This window comes from Ciceribacter sichuanensis, assembly GCF_024055605.1.
Classification (GTDB): domain Bacteria; phylum Pseudomonadota; class Alphaproteobacteria; order Rhizobiales; family Rhizobiaceae; genus Allorhizobium; species Allorhizobium sichuanense.
The window spans coordinates 156038-176734 of the sequence record NZ_JAMXLX010000009.1 but is presented as its reverse complement, the minus strand read 5'-3'; the positions used below and the strand labels follow the sequence as shown (position 1 = coordinate 176734).

9 protein-coding genes are annotated in these 20697 nt (G+C 62.0%); 4 read left to right on the top strand and 5 right to left on the bottom strand.

The window, feature by feature from the left end; translation table 11 throughout:
• Positions 1–42: 42 nt before the first annotated feature.
• Together NBH21_RS22305 and NBH21_RS22300 are read left to right on the top strand one after the other, a co-directional pair.
• The gene (locus tag NBH21_RS22305) at positions 43–1185 is read left to right on the top strand and encodes a M24 family metallopeptidase (protein ID WP_250915142.1); all 1143 of its coding nucleotides are present in this window, start codon (positions 43–45) and stop codon (positions 1183–1185) included.
• A 200-nt stretch (positions 1186–1385) separates the two neighbouring features.
• Positions 1386–2411 (top strand): Ldh family oxidoreductase, encoded by a 1026-nt coding sequence (locus tag NBH21_RS22300; protein WP_250915141.1) that lies wholly within the window; start codon positions 1386–1388, stop codon positions 2409–2411.
• A 24-nt stretch (positions 2412–2435) separates the two neighbouring features.
• Here NBH21_RS22300 and NBH21_RS22295 read toward each other — a convergent pair whose 3' ends face one another.
• The gene (locus NBH21_RS22295) at positions 2436–4157 is read right to left on the bottom strand and encodes an FAD-dependent oxidoreductase (RefSeq protein WP_250915140.1); all 1722 of its coding nucleotides are present in this window, start codon (positions 4155–4157) and stop codon (positions 2436–2438) included.
• Between the two features lie 238 nt (positions 4158–4395).
• On the opposite strand from NBH21_RS22295, the gene NBH21_RS22290 reads away from it, so the two are divergent.
• A complete protein-coding gene (locus NBH21_RS22290; protein WP_250915139.1) occupies positions 4396–5586 on the top strand; it encodes a DegT/DnrJ/EryC1/StrS family aminotransferase in 1191 nt (396 codons plus the stop codon).
• A gap of 1 nt (position 5587) precedes the next feature.
• Positions 5588–6310: a 4'-phosphopantetheinyl transferase family protein gene (locus NBH21_RS22285; protein ID WP_250915138.1), complete on the top strand. Its 723-nt coding sequence runs from the start codon at positions 5588–5590 to the stop codon at positions 6308–6310.
• Positions 6311–6338: 28 nt separating this feature from the next.
• On the opposite strand, the gene NBH21_RS22280 is transcribed toward NBH21_RS22285, so the two are convergent.
• The 4 genes from NBH21_RS22280 to NBH21_RS22265 are packed head-to-tail and all read right to left on the bottom strand — an operon-like array spanning position 6339 to position 20569.
• On the bottom strand, positions 6339–7976 hold the full coding sequence (locus NBH21_RS22280) for a glucosamine inositolphosphorylceramide transferase family protein (RefSeq protein WP_250915137.1): 1638 nt from the start codon (positions 7974–7976) through the stop codon (positions 6339–6341).
• A 1-nt stretch (position 7977) separates the two neighbouring features.
• Positions 7978–10506 carry a condensation domain-containing protein gene (locus tag NBH21_RS22275; RefSeq protein WP_250915136.1) on the bottom strand — a complete coding sequence of 843 codons (2529 nt, stop codon included), beginning with the start codon at positions 10504–10506 and terminating at the stop codon, positions 7978–7980.
• On the bottom strand, positions 10503–18641 hold the full coding sequence (locus NBH21_RS22270; protein WP_250915135.1) for a non-ribosomal peptide synthetase/type I polyketide synthase: 8139 nt from the start codon (positions 18639–18641) through the stop codon (positions 10503–10505). The genes NBH21_RS22275 and NBH21_RS22270 overlap by 4 nt, the downstream gene beginning before the upstream one ends.
• Positions 18638–20569 carry a non-ribosomal peptide synthetase gene (locus NBH21_RS22265; RefSeq protein ID WP_250915134.1) on the bottom strand — a complete coding sequence of 644 codons (1932 nt, stop codon included), beginning with the start codon at positions 20567–20569 and terminating at the stop codon, positions 18638–18640. Before NBH21_RS22265 ends, NBH21_RS22270 begins: the two co-directional genes overlap by 4 nt.
• Positions 20570–20697 lie beyond the last annotated feature (128 nt).

Here is a 20697-nt window from a genome sequence, read left to right as displayed (position 1 = left end):
GCGCCACGACCCCGACACGACCATGATACAAAGGAACACAAGATGACGCCGAGCACCCCAGCGCCGCGTATTTCCGACGAAGAAAGACTGGCAAGGCTCTCCCGGCTGCGCTCCACCATCGAAAAGGCCAGCCTTGGTGGCGTACTGCTCGGACCGACGGAAAGCCTGCGGTATTTCACCGGCCTTGTCTGGCATGCAAGCGAGCGTCTTCTCGGCGCGCTGGTGACGCCGACGGCGCTTTATTACATCGTGCCGGGCTTCGAGCAGAGCCGGGTCGAAAGCCTGCCGCATCTGCCGGGTGAGATCTGTGTCTGGCAGGAAGAGGAAAGCAGCGCCGCACTGGTTGCCTCACTTCTCGGCGCAGGCAAGAGCCTCGCCATCGACGATGCCGTCGCGCTTTTCGTTTATCATGCCCTGGTTCGTGAACTTGGCGCAGAGCGGATTGTCGATGGCGGCCCGATCATCCGCAGCCAGCGCCTGCGGAAATCGCCAGCCGAAATCGCCATCATCCAGTATGCGATGAACCTCACGCTCGACGTGCACAAGCGAGCCCACGGCATCCTGAAACCGGGCATTCGTGCCTCCGAAGTCGTCCGCTTCATCGACGACGAACACCGGGCACGCGGCGGCGAGGGCGGCTCCAGCTTCTGCATCGTTTCCTTCGGCGAGGCGACCTCCCTGCCGCATGGAGCCGATGGCGATCAGATCCTGCAAGCCGGCGACATCGTTCTGGTCGATACCGGCTGCCGGATCGACGGTTATCATTCCGACCTGACCCGCACCTACATGCTCGATGAGCCGACCGAAGAATTCACCCGCATCTGGGCGATGGAGCGCGAGGCACAGCAGGCCGTGTTCGAAGCCGCAAAGATCGGCGCACCGTGCGAAAGCCTTGACGATGCGGCGCGCGCCGTGCTCGCCCGCAATGGTCTCGGCCCGGACTACCGCCTGCCCGGCCTGCCCCATCGCGCCGGCCACGGCCTCGGCCTCGAAATCCACGAGGAGCCCTTCATCGTACGAGGCAATCGCACGGCGCTCGCGGAAGGCATGTGCTTCTCCAACGAGCCGATGATCGTCGTTCCCGGCAGCTTCGGCGTGCGGCTCGAGGACCACATCCACATGACCGCCACCGGCCCGCAATGGTTTACCCAGCCGGCCAAGGGACCGAACGACCCCTTCGCCTGACAACCATCGACACCTTATCGGCTGAAATGGGCCGGCATGCGCTTTTCACCGGCGGCCCATTCTCGTTTTGACGCCCGACTGATAGAGCGTTTCCGGCGACAACAGAATCGCCCCAATGCTCTATCTCTTTGTTTTCGCGCAATTGCGGACGCAAAACCGAGACAGACAACACACAGACGCGACCGACAGGAACGCCAGCAATGTCCGCAGATATCGAATTCATCCCCGTGGAAGATGCAACGAAGCTCGCAACCGGGATTCTGCTCGGCCTCGGCCTGTCCGCAGGCCATGCCGAAGCGATCGCCAGATCGGTGGTCACCGCCCAGCGGGACGAATGCTATTCCCACGGCCTCTGGCGTCTGCTCGGTTTCGTTCCCACCACCCGCAAGGGCAAGGTCAGCCTGAATGCCGTGCCCGAGGTGGATGCCTCCGCCCCCGGCGTCGTCAAGGTCGATGCCCGCTACGGCTATTCGCTGCTCGCTTTCCGTGAAGGCCTGCCGCATCTCGTCGAGAAGGCAAACACGCTCGGCATCGCCGCCATGGCGATCAACAATTGCTACCACTTCTCCGCGCTCTGGCCGGAAGTGGAGGACATCGCCAGCGCCGGGCTAGTGTCGCTGGTCATGACGCCAAGCCATAGCTGGGTCGCTCCGGCCGGCGGCAAGAAGCCGGTCTTCGGCACCAATCCGCTCGCCTTCGGCTGGCCGCGCCCCGGTCCCAATCCTTTCGTCTTCGATTTCGCCACCAGTGCCGCAGCCCGCGGAGAGATCGAACTGCACCGCCGCGCCGGCAAGACCATTCCGCTCGGCTGGGGCATCGACAGTGACGGCAACGACACCACCGACCCGACCGAAGCCCTGAAGGGCGCCATGCTCACCTTCGGCGGCCACAAGGGATCCGCTCTCTCGGCCATGATCGAACTGATGGCCGGCCCGCTGATCGCCGACATGACCAGTGCCGAATCCATGGCCTTCGACGATGGTGCCGGCGTCACCCCCTGCCATGGCGAACTGATCATCGCCCTCGATCCGAAGGTATTCCTCGGCGGAGCAATGGTCGAAAACATGCAGCGGGCGGAAAAGATGTTCGACGCCATTACCGGTCAGGGCGCCCGGCTGCCGTCGCAACGCCGTTACGAGGCCCGCGCCCGCAACCGGGAACTCGGCGTTCCGGTCCAGAAGTCGCTGCTCGCGGAACTGCGGGAAACGCTGGCGTCACTCGTCTGACGACGACCGACTGAGTAAGGAATATCAGGAGGTGGCGCCGCTGAAAGTGCCACCATCCCTCGCATCGTCACGCTCGGGCGTCGCAGTCTTGTGATTGCGGGCCTTGAGATGATCGGCCAGCCGGATCGCCAGCGCCAGGATCATCAGGGTGGGATTGGCATGCCCTGCGGTCGGGAAGACAGAACTGCCGGCGATGAAGAGCCCGTCCACGCCATGCACCATGGTATCGGCATCGACGACGCTGGTGGCGGGATCTGTCCCCATCCGCGTCGTACCGGACGGATGGGCCATGTCCATAAAGACCCCTTCCCCGTCGCCATCATTGACGATCCACTCGGCCAGCGCCGGTCTCGGCAGGCCGACACGGGTAAACTCGCTGGCCATCAATCGCGCCAGCCGCTTGACGCTTTCCCGCTCGGTCGAGCCGATCTTCCAGTCCACCTTCGGAAGGGGGGTACCGAAACGGTCGCTCATGCGCGACAGCGTCACCCGGCTGTCCGGGTTCGGCGGTTGCTCGACCATGACGTCGAAACGCAGTTCGGCGGATTTGCGCGGCAGGCCGCGCTTGCGGATGAGCCTGTTGTAGAGCCCCCCGGCTACCAGACCCGGCGAACGCAGAACGGTGGCGATATCGCCCGGCAAACGCGAACCGGAGCCACGGGAGATCCGCTTCACCGCGGCCCAGGGATCGTCGGACGCGAAGGTCTGGACGGGATAGGTGGCGCAGTTCATCAGCTTTTCCCGCTCCTGCAGTTCCGGACTGAGCGACATGCCGTGCAGGTAGAAATGCGAGCGGCCTTTGTGGGTGAGGCCGAAGAAACCGAAATGCTCCGCAACGCGGTCGATATCGGGGCCTTTGAAGCGGGCGATCACCGTGCGCGGATGATCGGCGAGGTACCGCCCGACCACATCCGAACCATTGCCGATGCCGTTCGGCATCACCGAATTGGAGGCAAGCAGCAGCCGCGCATTCTCCACGCCACCGGAGCAAAGCACGACCGTGCGGGCATGGATGGAGGCCTTGTTATCGCCAAGGCTGCGGACATCGAGGGAGGCTACCCGGCGCCCCGACGGCTCGACATTGATCCGGGTCACCGTGCCATAGGTCAGGATATCGATGTTCGGTGCCTTGAGGTCGCGCGCGACGTCCACAAAACGCATCGGCTCGCCCCGCACCGTGCGTTGATGGCTGAATTGCCAGAAGAACGAACGCAGCAGGTGATGATCGACACCACTGTCTCGCGGGGGAGAACGCAGGAGGCCATTAAGGCGCTCATCATACAAATTCGGCCCGAGATTGAGCAAATCCGCGGCCCGTTCGAGCGCCGCGTCCAAGCTCTGGCGGGGGAACGGCCATCCCGAGCCGGGCAGCCAGGCTCGCTGCCGGAAATCGACCTCGTCAAAGGCGGCGCATTTGCCGACCCATGTGTGGGTGCTGCCGCCAAGGCAGCGGTTGCGCAATTCGAAAGCGGGAATATCGTTGAGCCATGCAAGGCTGGCAGTGTAGCCACGACCGAGCCTCTCGGACGCCTCGTTGCGCGAGGGCTGACCGACATTTTCGACCCGATTGAGCAATTGCGTCTCGCCGTCGAATTCAAAGCCACCGCTCTCGATCAGCAGAACCTTGATGGAGGTGTTCGCGAGTTCCCGTGCAATGGCCAGTCCCGCCGGCCCGGCGCCGATGATGGCAACATCGGCATAAAGCAGGGTATCCCGCGGAGCGGTTCGCAGATCACGCACACTCATACTACACCCCTTTTGCCACGCCCTGATGTCCCCTCATTGTGGCCTTCAATTGGTAGCAAACTGGCCAATTTCCGGAACTTGGCCAATGTGGGTAGCGACGGCTCCGGGCGTACCCATTCCGTCGGACCTGCGGCTTAAGCAACCACACGATCCTAAGCCGGATGTCCGTTTTGAAACGTCCTGAAAGAGCGCATAGGCTCTGGAGATATTGGAAAACTGCGCGTCGATGGAGGGGGTCATGGCACGTGTTGGCTTAAGGGAATGGCTGGCGATAGCACCGGTCATCGCTTCCGGCCGCCTCTCCCGTTACGGCAACGGCGATGGCGGCCCTCTCACACGTTTCGAGACGGCCTTTTCCAAAAGCTTCGGCGTCAAACATGTGCTGACGACGAGCAGCGGAACCGGTGCGCTGATCGCCGCACTCGTTGCAGCTGGCATCGGCCCGGGCGACGAGGTTCTGGTGCCGGCCTATACTTGGATTGCCACGGCCGCCGCGCCTCTTGCCGTCGGTGCTGTCCCTGTTCTTGTCGAGATCGACCAGACGCTGACGATCGATCCCGCCGATATCCTGCGCAAGATCACCCCCAACACCCGCGCCATCATCCCCGTTCATATGGCCAACATGGTCTGCGACATGGACAGCATCATGCGCATTGCCCGCGAACACGGTCTGCTGGTGATCGAGGACGCCTGCCAAGCGGTCGGTCTCAGCTACAAGGGCAGGCGCGCCGGCACCATAGGCGATATCGGCGCCTTCAGCTTCAACCAGTTCAAGAACATCAGTATCGGCGAAGGCGGCGCGATCGTCACCAATGACGATCACTTCTTTGCCCGCGCCCGCATGTATCACGACATCGGCTCGGTGTTCCGCGGCCATCTCGACAACGCCAACGAACCACTTCTCCCCGGTATCAACATGAAGGCGAGCCAGATTCAGGGCGCCATGCTCAATGTCCAGCTCAAGAAGCTCGACCCGATGGTGCGGCGGATGCGCCGGCGCTACGACGCCCTCTCCCGAATACTGGAAGACGGCGGGGAACTGCATGTCGGCCCGCATAACGACCGGGCCAATGCCGCCGGCCTGCACGTCATCTTCGACAGCGAGGAAGAAGCGAAATCCTTCGCGGCCCGCAACAAGCGCGGCGTCTATCGCCTGCACGACTCCAGCCGCCACGTCTACACCTTCTGGCAACCGATACTGGAGCAGCGGGCCATTCATCCGAAGATGAACCCATTCGCCTGGGCGGAGAGGAAGATCGATTATTCGCCGAACGCCTGCCCTCGCTCCCTCGATATTCTGAAACGCACCTGCCGCATCGGCCTCGGGGAGAACTACCCTCTTCCGCTCATGCAGTATTTTGCCCGCAAGATGGCTCGCCAGAATGCTACGCCAGAGCGCAACCTTGTCGCAACGCCGGGGATTTCCTGAGATGCTTGCGCGAACGGCACAGACTGAAACCCGACCCGACCTCGCGCTGGTCGATATCTGGAGCTGGTCGCTCGACCAGTCTGACGACGAAATCGCTCGACTTTCGACGCTACTCTCGACGGATGAGGTCATCCGTGCCGCCCGCTTCATCAAGGAGCGCGACGCCATGCGCTACGTCGCCGGCAGGGGGCGGCTGCGCCTCATCCTCGGGGACTATCTCGGCATTGCGCCAAGGAAGCTGACCTTCGCCTATAACGACTTCGGCAAACCCTACCTTACTTCGGCAAGCCGTGAGGACCTGCATTTCAACCTCAGCCACAGCGCCGACCGCGCCGTACTGGCTATATCGGATCGCTTCCCGCTCGGCGTCGACATCGAGCAGGCAAGGCCGATGGAGGAAGATATTGCGGGACACTTCTTCTCACCCAAGGAATGCGCGATCCTGCGTGCCATGCCGCAGCATCTCTATATTCCGGGCTTCTATCGCTGCTGGACCCGCAAGGAGGCCTTTGTGAAGGCCCATGGTGCCGGCCTGTCACTGGCGCTCGATGCCTTCGATGTGTCTCTCGGAAGCGAGACGACGCTCAGGCTGGAACGCCTCGACGACACTATCGGCACGCCGGATGACTGGAGCCTTCTCGACCTCGCTGTCCCGGAAGGCTTCTTCGGTGCGGTCGCGGCACTCACCTCCGGCACATCCGTCGGGCTGCGCTATCGGTCCTGATCCCCAGGCAATTCCGGCGGGAAATCCACTAGAGCGTCAACCTCGCATCAATGACATATCGCCCGCCGCCGGCGTCGAAGTGGTGGCAGCCCATCAGGCCCGGTTTGAAATCCGGAGTGATCGTGCGAATGCAACGCTCCCGATAGGTATCGAGATCCAGCTGTTCGATCTCCATGATGTTGAGTCCGTAGCCGTAGATGCCGTGTTCGTTACGCTGTGACGGACGGTAGAGCCTTCCATTACGCTCGAACATGCGCCCGGCATTGCGGGCAATCGTGCTGTCGATGACCACCGGGTTTCGCTTGTGCGGCACGACGCGCGAGAGCTTCGGCCCGTCCACCTCAAAGACATGCAACTCGCTGCAATGATCCTCATAGGCGTGGAAATCGGAGAGGTTGGTGAAGAGCCACCACTTGCCCTGATAGAACGTCAGCGAACTGTCGGCGGACGACAGCCCCACCAGCGCGGTCGAATAGAGCTCCCATTTGAGCGGGAATTCGACACAGCGCCAGACCTCCAGCCGCCGCGCCTGGTTGGTTTCCGGCATCATGAACAGATCGCCGTCATGCCGGAAAACGAAAGGGTAGGAAAGATGATGGTCGCATTCGAGCGCCACGCCCAGCCGCTCCAGCTTGTCGCCGACGAAACGGCTGACCGCGATATGAGCCTTGTGCTGCCCTTGCGCATAGGCCTCGTAGAAGAGATAGCACTTCCCCTCATGCTCCAGAATGAAGGGATCCGCGCGAATCTCGTCGTCCTCGGGCACGATTTCAACGGCCTGACTCGGATCGAAATCGTCGATCGTGCCGCGACCTGTATAGAGCGTCCAGACGGCGGAACCGCCGCCCATCTTCGACATCAGCGCCTTGCCGGCCCGGCCGAGCAACGCGCTCGACAGAGAATATCCATAGCGCAACAGATCCATATCGGATGGCGCCGTTTCCGAAGGCGCCGGCTCGTCTCCCGCCACCGCATCGCCAAGGTTCCCGGTATCGGCGATGCGACCGAGTTCCCGCATGACCAGCGTCACGGCGCGCTCCTTGACGAAATCCCCGTTTCGCACGGCACTGAACTTCGTGTTGAAGGCCGACGACGCGATGGACAGGGTTTCGACCGGATTTCCGCGCCGGACGAGAAGCCTAAGCCCGGTGGACGCCTGCTTCCCGATGATGCTGGAATAACCTGACCAGTCGATATCTCCCGAACTCAGGGCCGAGAACGACAGATGCCACTCCCCGAACGGCAGCAGGCGCAAGGCTTCGTCCGGCAATCCTTGCGCGCCGAGGCAGAGGACCAGATCGACATCCTTGAGGATGGCAGTCAGGCGCCCCACACTTCCCCGACCGGTCCCGTCGCCGATGAACTCGAACCGTTGGGCATCGAGATCGAAATGCTGCGGGACGAATGCCGGCAGGCGGCCAAGCGTTGCCCGCTCCAGCCGCGAAGCCAGACCAAGCAACGATGAGGCTTTGCGTTCCGTCGCATGCGGCGGACACAACATAAGGGCTTCAAGCCGGAAGCGGCCGTCACCGACAATGCGATCCAGCACCCGCAACTGCCAGTTCTCGAACCCGCCCGTCCTGTCGGTCGCCACGCCGATGCGCAGCGGCTTCGAAGCCGAAAGCGGCGGTGAAATATTGAGATGCATAGCGGGGTTGTCTGCCATGTCAGAACCGTTCAGCCAGAAGCTTGTCTTCGACGGAGAGCGCAAGGGTACGAATGCCGTCCATGGTCAGAGAATCCTCGTGCCAGCCGTCGAGATCGATAACCTCGGCATCCTGACCGGCGGCATCGCCCCATCCGAACCGAAGCCTTCCGGCACGCGGATGATTGGCCTGACTGCGGAAAAGCAGCGTGGCTCCCCCCTTCACGGGCTTGTAATCACGGGCGGCCTGCACCAGCAGATCGGTCACTAGAGCGTTGGAGCTTTCCTCCGGCGTATAGTTCGCCCCCTCGATCCCGAGCTTCCGCATCAGGTTCAGGGTCAGGTTGAATTCCTTGAGAAAAACCATCAGACGCATGCGACCGGACAGGAACTTGCCAATAAAATAGCCGAGACGCTTGATGCGCTTTTCGGTGTTCCACCAGCGCTGGCGGGACTTCGGCAGCGACCGGAAATAGCCGGGCGCCCAGGAATCGATAACGGCGGAAAAGGCGACATCGACCCCGGCGTCCCGCAGCTGGCGGGCCACTTCGATCGCCAGTACACCGTTCACGCAAAGCCCGACGATGACGATAGGTCCGCGATGCTCGCCAAGCTGCATGGCCTCGATCGCCTGCGCCGCAATGTCCTGCAGCGAAGCCCCGACCGTCGACTGATCCTTCGCGGCGCCGAACATGTTGACGTTATAGACCGAGATCGAATCGTCCAACTCGTTCGCAAGGCGATAGTAGAGGAACGGATTGTTGAGCGTGTAGACGGAGCAGGGGCCAGTCCCGGTCTTGTAGACACTCATCTCCCAAGGCGAGCGCCTGGGGCTTTCGCCCTGTTCGCCTTCATCGTCACCGAACAGCGCATGCGCAAATCCCTTGAGCGTCGGCTCCTTGAAGAGAAGCGCGAGATCCGCCTTCACCCCAAAGCGCTCGCGAACGGCCGAAAGCATCCGAAGTGCGAGCAGGGAATGCCCGCCAAGCGCAAAGAAATCGCCCTCAGGCTCGACTGTCTTGAGTTCGAGCACATTAGCCCAGATCTCGGAAAGCGCCGTGATGCGTTGCGCCGCCGACATGGCGGAAGTGTCCTCCGGCGAAGAGGCCTCCTCGACTTCCTTGGGCGCCGGGCGGAACCGCGACAGCTCGATCACCGGAACGTCCGCCACCTGTCCGCCACGCGGCGGCACCCGCAAGGCCGAAAGAGGCGCATCCGGATGTTCCAGCGCCAGCTCGTAGATGTCCTGCCAGAGCTGCAGGAGACCTTCGATGGTGCCGCGATCGAAGAGATCGGTGTTGTATTCGATCGACATGCGCCAGCCGGACGGACGACCGATCATGATGAAGCTCAGGTCGTAGATGACACCGGGCGACTGCGACGGAGCGCTGATCAGTTCGAAATCCCCGTAGCGCCGGTCCTCGAGAAACGCCTTCTGCAAATTGAAGTTCACCGAGATCAGCGGATTGCGCGAAGGGTCGCGCACCGGATTGAGCATTTCGACCAGCTTGTTGAACGGCATCCGCTGATGATTGAGAGCAGCGGTAACGATCTCGCTCGTTGCGTGGATGTGCTCGGAGAACGAGACATCGGGCGAAACGGGAAAACGCAGAACAAGGTTGTTGATGAAGACGCCGATCAGGTCCTCCAGGTCGGAGTGATCCCGGCCGGCGATCTGCGTTCCGAACAGGATATCCTTCGCGCCGGTGAAGCGATGCAGCATCGAGCTCATGATGGCAGCGCCGTAACCGTAAAGCGAAACGCGCTGTTCGCGGGCTGCCCTCTCGATCCGTTCGCCGAAATCCGCCGGTCTCACGACGGACAGGATGTTCCCGTTATTGCTCTTGATCGCCTGCCGCGGATGATCGGTCGGAACCTCGAAATAGGGCGCATTGCCCAGTTGTTCCTTCCAGAAGGTCTTTTCCGTCTCGAAACCGTAGCTTCCCAGATATTCGTCCTGCCAGAGAGCGAAATCACCGTATTGCAGCGGAAGGTCCGGCAGTACGGGCTGGCGGCCCGCATCGATCGCAGCGGCGATTTCCCCGACCTCGCGCCCCAGGACGCGGATCGACCAGCCATCGAAGCAGCTCTGGTGCGCCGTGATCAGGATGAATGCGCGGTCGTTTTCCACCATCAGCAGGGTGACCCTGAACAGGCAGGGTTTTCCGAGGTCGAAGGGAGCCGAAGCCGTCTCCTCACCGATAGAGAGAATGCGCTGCTCCCTCTGCGCGGCTGGCATATTCCTGAGATCGATAACCGACATGCGGAAATCGACCGCTTCGACCACCTGCTGGTAAGGCCGGCCGGCCCGCTCGACGAAGCGGGTTCTGAGAACTTCGTGTCGCTGGATGATCCTGCGGAACGCTGCTTCGATCGTGGAAGCCTTGAAGGCTCCCCGGATTTCCCAGCGAACGGCGACGTTCAGCGCCGGATTGCCCGGCTTCAGCTGATCGAGAACCCAGCAGCGCAACTGCGTCTGCGTGCACGGAAATTCTGCGATGAAGCCGGGCTCGGAGCCCGAAGCGACTGTCGTGTTTTCCATCTGACTCATGACACACTCTCTACTCGGCGACGCGCACCGTTACGGAAGTCCTTCAGCGACGGGATCTGGTAGGTCATGCCGGCCGGTGCCGCGTCCTTCTGCTCCTCGGCATAGGCCGCGAGTTCCGCAATCGAGGGATGGCGAAGCAGATGCTTGGCCTCCAGCGGCAGACCGGCATCCAGCATGCGGGCGGCTATGCGGAAGATGGTGAGCGAGTCCGCCCCCAGCGCATAGAGATTGTCCTCGACACCAATGTTCTCGACATCCAGCACACCCTTCCAGATGGTCCAGAGCCTGGTCTCCATCTCAGTCCGCGGCTTGACCTTGGTTGCGGCGGCGGCAGCCTCGTGCTGGCGGATATCCCGCTTTTCCAGCGCCTTACGGTCGAGCTTGCCATTGGCGGTCTGCGGCAATGCGGTTTCCAGCACCCATGCCGCCGGCACCATGTAGGCCGGCAGGTTCGCCCGGGCCAGCGCCGCAAGCCCTGCGGCATCGGGAACGGACGTACCGGGTTCGGTGACATAGTAGCAGACCAGCGAGACGTCGCCCTTGCTGTTGCGGACACCGACGACGGCGCATTGGCGAACACCCTCGACTTCAGAGATCACCGCCTCGATGTCGCCCAACTCGATCCGGAAGCCACGCAGCTTGATCTGGTTGTCGCGACGACCGAGCAATTGCAGGGAACCGTCGGCGAGACGCCGGCCGACATCGCCCGTCTTGTAGAGACGCTGCATACCGCCCGTGCCAACATCACGCTGGACGAAAGCCGCTTCGGTCAGGTCGGGGCGGTCGAAATAGCCCTGGGCCAGACCGTCGCCGCCGATATGCAGCTCGCCCGTCACGCCGACCGGAGCGATCCGGCCGTCCTGATCGAGAATATACAGCTGCGTATTGGCAATCGGATGCCCGATGGTGACGGGAGCGTCATTGTCGAGAACCTGTTGCACGGAAGACCAGATGGTCGTTTCCGTTGGGCCATACATGTTCCAGAGTTCACCTTCCATTCGAACGAGGGTGCGGGCCAGATCCTTCGGCAGCGGTTCTCCGCCGCAGAGCTTCTTCAGCCGCATCGTCTTGCCCATGCCAGCCTCGACCAGCATCTGCCAGAGTGTCGGCGTGGCCTGCAGCACCGTGGCATTGCTTTCCTCGACCAGCCGGACCAGGGCGAAACCGTCCTGTACCTGTGTACGGTCTGCAATCACCACCCTGGCGCCGGCGATCAGGGGCAGGTAAAGCTCCAGCCCCGCGATATCGAAGGAAATCGTGGTCACCGCGACGAGTGTATCATCGGCGCCAAGCCCCGGTTCCTTCTCCATCGACAGCATGAAGTTGGTCAGCGCACGATGGGAAATGGCGACACCCTTGGGCGTACCAGTCGATCCAGAGGTGAAGATAACATAGGCCGTCGTTTCGGTATCGGTCGGCAAGTTCTCCAGCGCATCACCGGAAAGACTACCGATGGCCTTTGCACCACTGTCCGTCCGGATGATGGCGACACCATTGCCGGCCAGTGCAGCACCAGCATCACTGTCGCAGATCATCGCAACGGGACGAGCCGTTTCCAGCGTCTGGCGCAGGCGCGGTTCGGGATGACCCGGATCGAGCGGAATATAGGTATGGCCCGATTTCATGATGGCGAGGAGCGCCACCAGCATGTCGAGCGACCGGTCGACCAGAAGCGCGATACGCTGCCCTTTACCGGAGACGACAGAACCAATGTGACGGGCAAGCCTGTTCGACTGCCGATCCAGTTCGCCATAAGTGATCGTCTTGCCACGATGAACGGCCGCGACCTTTTCCGGATGTTCAGCTGCCTTGCGGGAGAACAGCGAGAACACGAAGGCATCCCGGTCATAATCGACCGTGCTCTGGTTCAAGCCATGGACCAGCCAGTCGGTTTCCTGGGAAGACAGGAGCGACAGGGCGGCGATCGGCTGTTCCATATCCTTCGCCAGCGCCGTGACCAGCGACACGAAATGGCCGACCCAGCGTTCGACAGTCTCGCGATCGAGCACGTCGGCATTGTAGTCGACATCGATGCGGATGCCGTCCGCTCCCTCGATCATGTTGAGGAACATGTCGAAGTTGGAGAATGCCTTCGGATTGGGCTCCATCTTCGCCGTCAGCCCGGAAAATTCCGCATTGCCGGCGACCCTTTCGAGATTGAACTGGATGCCCGTCAGCGGCAGGCGGCGCGGATCACGCTTGACCCCGAGCGTCTTTACCAGCGTGCCGTAAGTATAATCCTGATGCTCGAACGCCTTCAGCACGAGCTGCTGCGTCGCCTTCAGATGCGTTTCGAAGGGGCTGGATGCCTCCACCATCTGGCGAAGCGGCAGGAGGTTGACGCAATGGCCGACAAGGGTCTGGCCGTCAAGTAGGCTTTGGCCGGCAGACGGGACGGCGATCACCACGTCAGGCTGTCCCGACAGGCGGGCCACCATCACCTGCAGGGCGGCAAGCAGGGTGGAGAACAGCGTTGCGCCGCTGCGCGCACCGCGCTTCTTCAGGTCCTTGTAGACATCGGCCCCGATTTTCCCCGTGCAGGTTCCGCCGGCAAAGGTTCGCTGTTCCGGATAGGCACGGTCGAACGGCATTTCCGCCGGTTCCGGAATATCCTTGAACTGGTCGAGCCAGAACTTCTGGGTATCGGGATTGACCTCCGCATCCGGCGCAAGATCCGTCGCATAGGTAGCGAACGAAAGCGCCGGATCGAACTGCGGGTTTTCGCCGCGCACCAGGGCGGAATAGGCCGCCGACAGTTCCTCCACCAGCACGTTCATCGACCAGCCATCGCAGACGATGTGATGGGCGGTGAAGACGAAGGTGTGCCGGTCCGTGCCGAGCTTGACGAGTTTTGCCCGTGCCAGCGGCCCCTGCACCAGATCGAAGGGCATATGCGCCTCATCACTGATGATCGCCCGCAGCTCTTCCTCCCCATCGCCTTCCTGCGACAGGTCGATGATATCGACGCCGAGATCGAAGTCGGGAATGAAGCTGAAGCGCTCGCCGTTGCGGTCGAAGCGGATGTGCAGGGCGTCATGCCGGTCGATGACCTCCTTCAGCGCCTTGAGAAAAGTGGCCTGGTCGAGAGAACCGTCAAGGGTCAGCGTGAAGGACTCGTTGAAGGAGCAGGATGCCTCTTCGCCAAGCTGGGCAGCGAGCCAGATTTCAGACTGGGCCTCTGTCAGCGGGGCGGATTGAGGCCGCTCGGCTGCGATGGCGATCTTCCTGACCGGCGCATCGCTGGTAACCGCCGGTACGCTGACGCCCTTCGGCGCCAGAATGCCCACGGATTGCAGAGCATCGACCGCATCGCGATAGGCCTTGGCGATTGCCTGGAAATCCGCTTCGCTATGCTCTGTCGTCAGGAAGCAGGGATAGCCATCCTGCGTGTGGATGCCGTTCATCCTCATGATGGGATAGACCAGCCCGCCCAGCGGATCGAGACTGCTGAAATCCGTATAGAACCAGCTCTTGTAGCCGTTGACGACCGGACCTATGCCACGCTTTTCGAGATCGGAGTTGATCTCCGCGACAAGCGCTTCCGTACGCTTTGCGACGCGGTCGTAAAGTGCGGCTCCTTCGCCCTTGATATGTTCGAGCACCGCTTTGACGGCCGACAGCACGACCGGATGGCGAACGAAGGTGCCGGCAAAGAAGGTCGGAGCGACCATCGGGACGGAATCGTCGCCATAATTCCAGTAACCGCCGTCGAGCGCATCCATGAAGCGGCTGTTGCCCGTCAGGACACCGATCGGCATGCCGCCGCCGACCACCTTGCCATAGGTGGCCATGTCGCCCCGGATACCCCAGACGGCCTGCATGCCGCCCGAGTGAACGCGGAAGCCGGTCACGACCTCGTCGAACACCAGGGCGAACTCCGATGCGGTCGCGATTTCCCTGAGGCTGCGGACGAATTCCTGCGGCCTGAGTTCGGGATGACGGCTCTGCACCGGCTCTATGATGACAGCAGCGACATCGTCGGCATTTGCACGGATCCAGTCGAGGCTTTCCGGCGCGCCATAGCGCAAGACCACCATGTTGGAGACGGAACTGTTCGGAATGCCGGCCGCAATCGGCAGCGCGACGGGATTGCCGCCGCGATTGCGGCCCTTCACCAGAACCTCGTCGAACTGACCGTGATAGTCATTGGCGAAGATCACGATCCGCTCGCGACCGGTAACGGCGCGCGCCACGCGCATTGCGGCCATGACGGCTTCCGAACCGGTATTGCAGAAGGTCACGCGCTCATGACCCGTGAGTTCGCAGACCAGTTCGGCCGCTTCGCCGGCAAGCAGAGTCTGCGGACCAATGGCGAAACCGGCATCCATCTGCTTCTTCATCGCCTCGACCACGAAATCCGGCGAATGGCCGAAAGCCGTCTGGCCGAACCCGTTGACCAGATCGATGTATTCGTGGCCGTCGATGTCCCAGATGCGCGAGCCCTTCGAGCGGTTGGAAACGATCGGGAAAATCATCTCCTTCCAGTCGGCGCGGAAACCGGATGCGGTGCGCGGATCGGCATGGCGCCGGCGGTTAGCCTCGGTAAAGGCCTTCGATCCCTTGTTCCGTTCGGCATAGGTCGCGATGATGTTATCGATGAATGCCTTCTTCTCCGGCGTCAGTTCTGGAGCGTTGCTCTTTGTGCCGGGACGATAGAGCTTGATACGTTCCGTGCCGATTTCTCCCTGATCCTCGGTCGAGGCGGCCGATGCAGGCACCGGCGTTGCTGCAACAGGTGTTGCAGCAACCGACTGAGGAGCGGATTGGGCAAAGGAAGGCTGAACAGCCGGCAGGGCCGCGGGAACGCCTGAAGCGGCACCGGCTGCCTGGAGAACCTGGAACTGTTGCGCAAACAACGTCTGCGCCAGGCTGAGCTGTGACTGCAGGACTGCTTCAAGACTGGAGTCGAGACTGCTGCCGCGCTGCGTCGTTGTGGCAGGAACGGACACTGCGGGCATGACCATGGCGGCCGCCATTGCCGGAGCCGCTGCGACAGGTTGGGATACGATGGCAGGAGCAGCCGCCGCGACCGGAGCTGGCTGCGGCGCGCGCTCGGGTTCCGGCGGCATCGCGCCATCCAGATACCGGGCCAGATCGGCGACCGACGGGATATTGCTCAACAGTTCCCGGAACGAAATCTTGATGCCGAACTGCTTGTCGATCTTCTGGGCGAACTGCCCGATGAAGAGGGAGTCGAAACCGAGTTCGAGGAAGGTGCTTGCCTTGCTTTCGGCGTCAAGCGTTTCTCCGGACATGTCGCTGAGCAAAGCAAGCAGCGACGTTTCCAGTTCGGGAATACGGGCTGCAACTGCAGCCGGAGAAGAGCTGATAGTACTCATGATTTCTATCTCGCCGTTGGATTCTACTAAGGGCATTGAGGGTTGAAGCACCGCAGCACTGGCGGCGCGTCGCGCGGATGGCGGCGCGTCGATCCAGTGGCGTTGGCGCTGGAAGGGATAGGTAGGCAGAGGCAGGTTACGCTCGCTTCCCGCCGGAAGGGCCGGCCAGGGAAGTTCCCGGCCTGCCATCCAGAGCTTGCCATGCGCTTCCGCGAGCATGTCTACCGCCGCATCGGCACGGTCATGTTCCGGCATCGACTGAATGATCGCGGAGACACCGCCACGGCCGATGGTCTGGGAGGCGAACACCGAAAGCGTTCGTCCGGGGCCGACTTCGAGAAGAACCGGCTTCTGATCCTTGCAGAGCGTGAAGAGCCCGTCGGAGAACCGCACGGCCTCCCGGCAATGCCGCGCCCAGTAGTCGGCAGACCGGCCGAGTTCATCCGTCTGCCAGTTCCCGGTCACGCAGGAAATATAGGGAATGGTCGCGGTTCCATAGGTCACCTTCGCCGCTTGCTCCCTGAGATCGTCGATGCAAGGCTCCATCATTGCGGAATGGAAGGCGTGGGATGTATGCAGCCGGCTGAAGGCGATGCCTGCCTTCTCGAGTTCGACGCAGACGGCATCGATATCCTTGAACGGCCCCGATGCGACGCAGAGCTTCGGCGCGTTGATGGCGGCGATCTCGGCGCTGCCACGCAGGTATTGCTCCAGCACGTCGGGTGCTGCGCGAACGGAGAGCATCGCCCCCTGCGGCTGCTTCTGCATCAGCTTCCCGCGGGTCGCCACCAGCGTCAGCGCATCCTCGAAGGAAATGGCATTGGCAAGCGTCGCCGCAACGAACTCGCCGACGCTGTGGCCGATCATGGCATCGGGCTTGAGGCCACGGCTCATCCACAGCCGCGCCAGCGCATGCTCGACCAGATAGAGACACGGTTGGGCGATCCGGGTGTCGCGCTGTTCCTCCGCCATGGCTTCGGTGACCGGCCCCATGTGGCAGAGATAATCGCGGACATCGACATTGTATGTCATCTTGAGCACTTCGGCACCGCGATCGATCCAGCGGGTGAACTCCGGTTCCCGCTTATAAAGCCCCGCCCCCATGCCGACATATTGCGAGCCCTGGCCGGGGAACATGAAGACGACGGGCGGCGCGACATCAGCCGCCACATTGGTGCTGACCTTCTCCGAACGAAGCTGCTCCACGGCAGAGTCTACACTGTCAGCGACAACGGCCACGCGATGGGCGAAAGGATGCCTCGCCTCCTGAAGCGTGCGGGCAACCCCTGACAGCGGCAGGCCGGTGTTCTTCTCCAGGTAGTCGGCCAGGTTTCCGCGCATGGCGGAAAGCGCCGTCTCGCTGCGAGCAGAAAGCGGCAGGATATACGGCCCCTCCCCATCTTCGACGGCGGCCTGTTCCCGAACTGGCGCCTGTTCCAGAACGACATGGATATTGGTGCCACCCACGCCGAACGAACTCACGCCGGCGCGCCGGGGCGTTTCGCCGTCCGGCCAATCCGCCGTAGTCGTCGGGATGTAAAAGGGACTGCGTTCCAGATCGATCCGCGGATTGGGCGTCTTGTAGTTGGGCATTGCGGGGATCTTGCCGTAATGCAGTGCGAGGGCGGTCTTGATGACGCCCGCGACGCCGGCAGCAGCGTCCATATGGCCGACATTTCCCTTCACCGAGCCGAGCGCGCATGTGCCCTGACCACGGGCAACGCCCGAAAAGGCGCCCTTCAGACCGGAAAACTCGATCGGATCTCCAAGCGGTGTCGCCGTGCCGTGGCATTCGATATAGCCTATGGTGGCCGGATCTATGCCTGCATGGGCGATCGCAGCCGAAATCGCTTCCGCCTGCCCCTCGGCGCTGGGGGCGGTGAATCCGATCTTCTCGGAACCATCATTATTCACTCCGTAGCCGCGGATGACAGCATAAACGCGATCGCCATCGCGAAGCGCGTCTTCCAGCCGCTTGAGCAGCACGACGCCGGCACCGCTGGCAAACACCGTGCCGGAGGCCTCCGCATCGAAGGGACGGCAGACGCCGTCCTTCGAGACCATGCCGCCTTCCTGATAGAGATAACCCCGCTTCTGCGGCAGGGTGATAGACACCCCGCCTGCGAGAGCCATATCGCAGCTATAGGTCAGGAGGTTCTGGCAGGCCTGGGAAATGGCGAGCAGCGACGTGGAACACGCCGATTGCAGCGTAAACGCCGGACCGCGAAGATTGAACTTGTAGGCGATGCGGGTCGCAAGCGCGTCCGCCACCGATCCGACGATCTGGTTGAAGCAACCGATCTGGTAATTCGAGGTGAACTCCTCGGTCTTCGACCTGTCACCAAGCACGTTGTTGATGAGGTAGGTCGGCATGGAGCAGCCGGCGAAAACTCCGACAAGGCCGGTGTCGGCATAAGGGTCATAACCGGCGCTTTCCAGCGCCTCCCAGCAGACTTCGAGGAAAACGCGATGCTGCGGATCCGTCACCGCCGCCTCGCGCGGATACATGCCGAAGAATTCAGCATCGAACTCTTCGACATCCGCAAGGAAGGGACGGGCTGCGACATAGTCCGCGCCGGCGCGCTCCTCATCGGTAAAAGCATCCTCGATCTCGTCGGGCGAGAAGGTGACGAAGCCGTTTCGCCCCTCCTCGACAAGCTGCCAGAGGGCCTCGACACTGGGTGCGCCGGGGAAACGACCGGACATGCCGACGATGGCAATTCCATCCGGTGCATAAAATTCTTCGTGGTCACTCTCGCCCGACCTGATATTGAGCGGCTGATCGTCTTCCGTCATGTGGAACTCCTGCGGAAATTGGATGCGGTCCGTCTCTGCAATGCTGCCCTCTGGTCCGGCGTCATGCCCCTGGACGCCTGCGGCGTCCTGCCATCGAGGAAGCGCGCGAGTTCGCGAATGGTGGGATGCTTGAACAACGCGATCACATCGACGTTGCGCCCGAGTTCGGCCTCCAGCCCCGCATGGACCTTCAGGAGCTGAAGCGAGGTCCCGCCGAGATCGAAGAAATTGCGATCGACAGGTATCTCGGCGGCGCCGAGAGCCTCCTGCCAGAGCCCTGTCAGTATTTCCTCGCTGCGGCTCCCCGGAGCCTCCGGCTTTGCGCTTTCGACGGGTGGTAACGGCAGTTTCGCCCGGTCCGTCTTTCCGGCCTGCGTCAGCGGAAATTCCTTGAGAACCATGGCGGCGCTGGGGATCATGTAGGCCGGAAGCGCGCTGCGCAGCTTCTCCATCACCGCCGGAAGAAAGCCCGGATTATCGACATCGCTTTCGTTGCGCGGGTGAAGATAGGCGACAATCCGCTTGAGGGATGGTCCCTGCTCGTGGCAGGCGACAACGGCATCCAGAACCCGAGGGTCTCGGCGCAACGCTGCCTCGATTTCATCGAGTTCGATGCGTTTGCCGTTGATCTTGATCTGCCGATCCCGCCGCCCTCTGAAGAACAGCATGCCATCGGCCCCCATTGTCGCGAGATCGCCGGTCAGATAGCAGCGCACCGCGTCGCCATCGCCGCTTTCCACCATGACGAATTTCTCTGCAGTCAGGTCAGGACGATTGACATAGCCGATCGCCAGCCCGTCGCCGGCCAGCGCAAGCTGCCCCTCGGCACCCGCCGGAAGCGGACGCAGGTTTTCATCAAGGATGAGCAGGTCCGTATTGGCAATCGCGCTGCCGATCGGCAGGTCCTTTGCGTCGAAACCCGCCGGAATGGTAAAGGTCGTCGCAATGACCGTCGCCTCCGTCGGGCCGTAGGCATTGGTGAGGCGGCAGCCGGGATGGGCGTTCTGGAAACGCCGGGCATGCTCGACCGAACCCGCCTCGCCACCGAAGAAGACATGGCGCAGGCTCGGCAGGTCTCCAACCGCATGATCGGCGAAAAGGTTGAACAGGCCGGTTGTCAGCAGCATCACCGTCACCCCGTTTTCGCGGATGACGTTGGAAAGCTCGGCAAGCGAGAAACTGCCGGCGGGCATGCCGGCCAGAGCGCTGCCGTTCAAAAGCGCGCCCCAGATCTCGAATGTCGCGGCATCGAACGAGATCGTTGCCGTGTGAAGGACCACGTCCTCATGATCGAAGAGGACATAGTTCTGGTCGAGCACCAGCCGCGCGATACCCCTGTGCGGAATGACGACCCCTTTGGGACGGCCGGTCGAGCCGGACGTATACATAACATAGGCCGGATCCGCTCCGCCGACCTCCGGCAAGGTGCAGGAAATTCCGGCCGTCAGCGTGGGAAGAAGCGCGGAGAGATCGACGATCTTGCCCGCACCGGCAGTAGGCAGCTCGATATCAGGCCCGTGCGCGGAATCGGTGAAAATGACCTTTGGCGCGCACTCGCCGATGACATAGGCCAGATGATCCGCTGGGAAGGCCGGATCGACGGGAAGATAGGCAGCGCCGGCCTTCAGGATGCCAAGCTTGGCAACCACCGTCGAAAGCGCGCGCGGAACCAGCAGGGCGACCACTTCGCCCTTTCCCACTCCACACGAAAGCAGGTAGGCCGCCAATGCATCCGAAAGGTGGTCGAGTTCGCCATAGGTAAGGGAGGAACTACCGAAGACCAGCGCCCGTGCATCGGGATTCGAATGAGCATGGTCACGGAAGATATCATGGATGCTCCGTTGCCTGTCGTAATGAACTCTTCTCCGGAACTCTCCGTCCGGCGCGATACTGGCGCCGTTCATTCCGTAACCTGTGGTGTAACTCATCGGCTTCCCCCTTACCTGGATGGTCCGAAACACGCATCGACGGGAAAACTTCACATGCCTCCGCCAAAACGAGCATGGCTTGCGGCTTTCCCCCGTGGCCAGAATTTCACGACGGGGAGAAATGGAAA

Bases quoted from the DNA above. Each gene is read 5' to 3' on its own strand.
- NBH21_RS22305 (WP_250915142.1), top strand. From the start codon at position 43: ATGACGCCGAGCACCCCAGCGCCGCGTATTTCCGACGAAGAAAGACTG.
- NBH21_RS22300 (WP_250915141.1), top strand. From the start codon at position 1,386: ATGTCCGCAGATATCGAATTCATCCCCGTGGAAGATGCAACGAAGCTC.
- NBH21_RS22295 (WP_250915140.1), bottom strand. From the start codon at position 4,157: ATGAGTGTGCGTGATCTGCGAACCGCTCCGCGGGATACCCTGCTTTAT.
- NBH21_RS22290 (WP_250915139.1), top strand. From the start codon at position 4,396: ATGGCACGTGTTGGCTTAAGGGAATGGCTGGCGATAGCACCGGTCATC.
- NBH21_RS22285 (WP_250915138.1), top strand. From the start codon at position 5,588: ATGCTTGCGCGAACGGCACAGACTGAAACCCGACCCGACCTCGCGCTG.
- NBH21_RS22280 (WP_250915137.1), bottom strand. From the start codon at position 7,976: ATGGCAGACAACCCCGCTATGCATCTCAATATTTCACCGCCGCTTTCG.
- NBH21_RS22275 (WP_250915136.1), bottom strand. From the start codon at position 10,506: ATGAGTCAGATGGAAAACACGACAGTCGCTTCGGGCTCCGAGCCCGGC.
- NBH21_RS22270 (WP_250915135.1), bottom strand. From the start codon at position 18,641: ATGACGGAAGACGATCAGCCGCTCAATATCAGGTCGGGCGAGAGTGAC.
- NBH21_RS22265 (WP_250915134.1), bottom strand. From the start codon at position 20,569: ATGAGTTACACCACAGGTTACGGAATGAACGGCGCCAGTATCGCGCCG.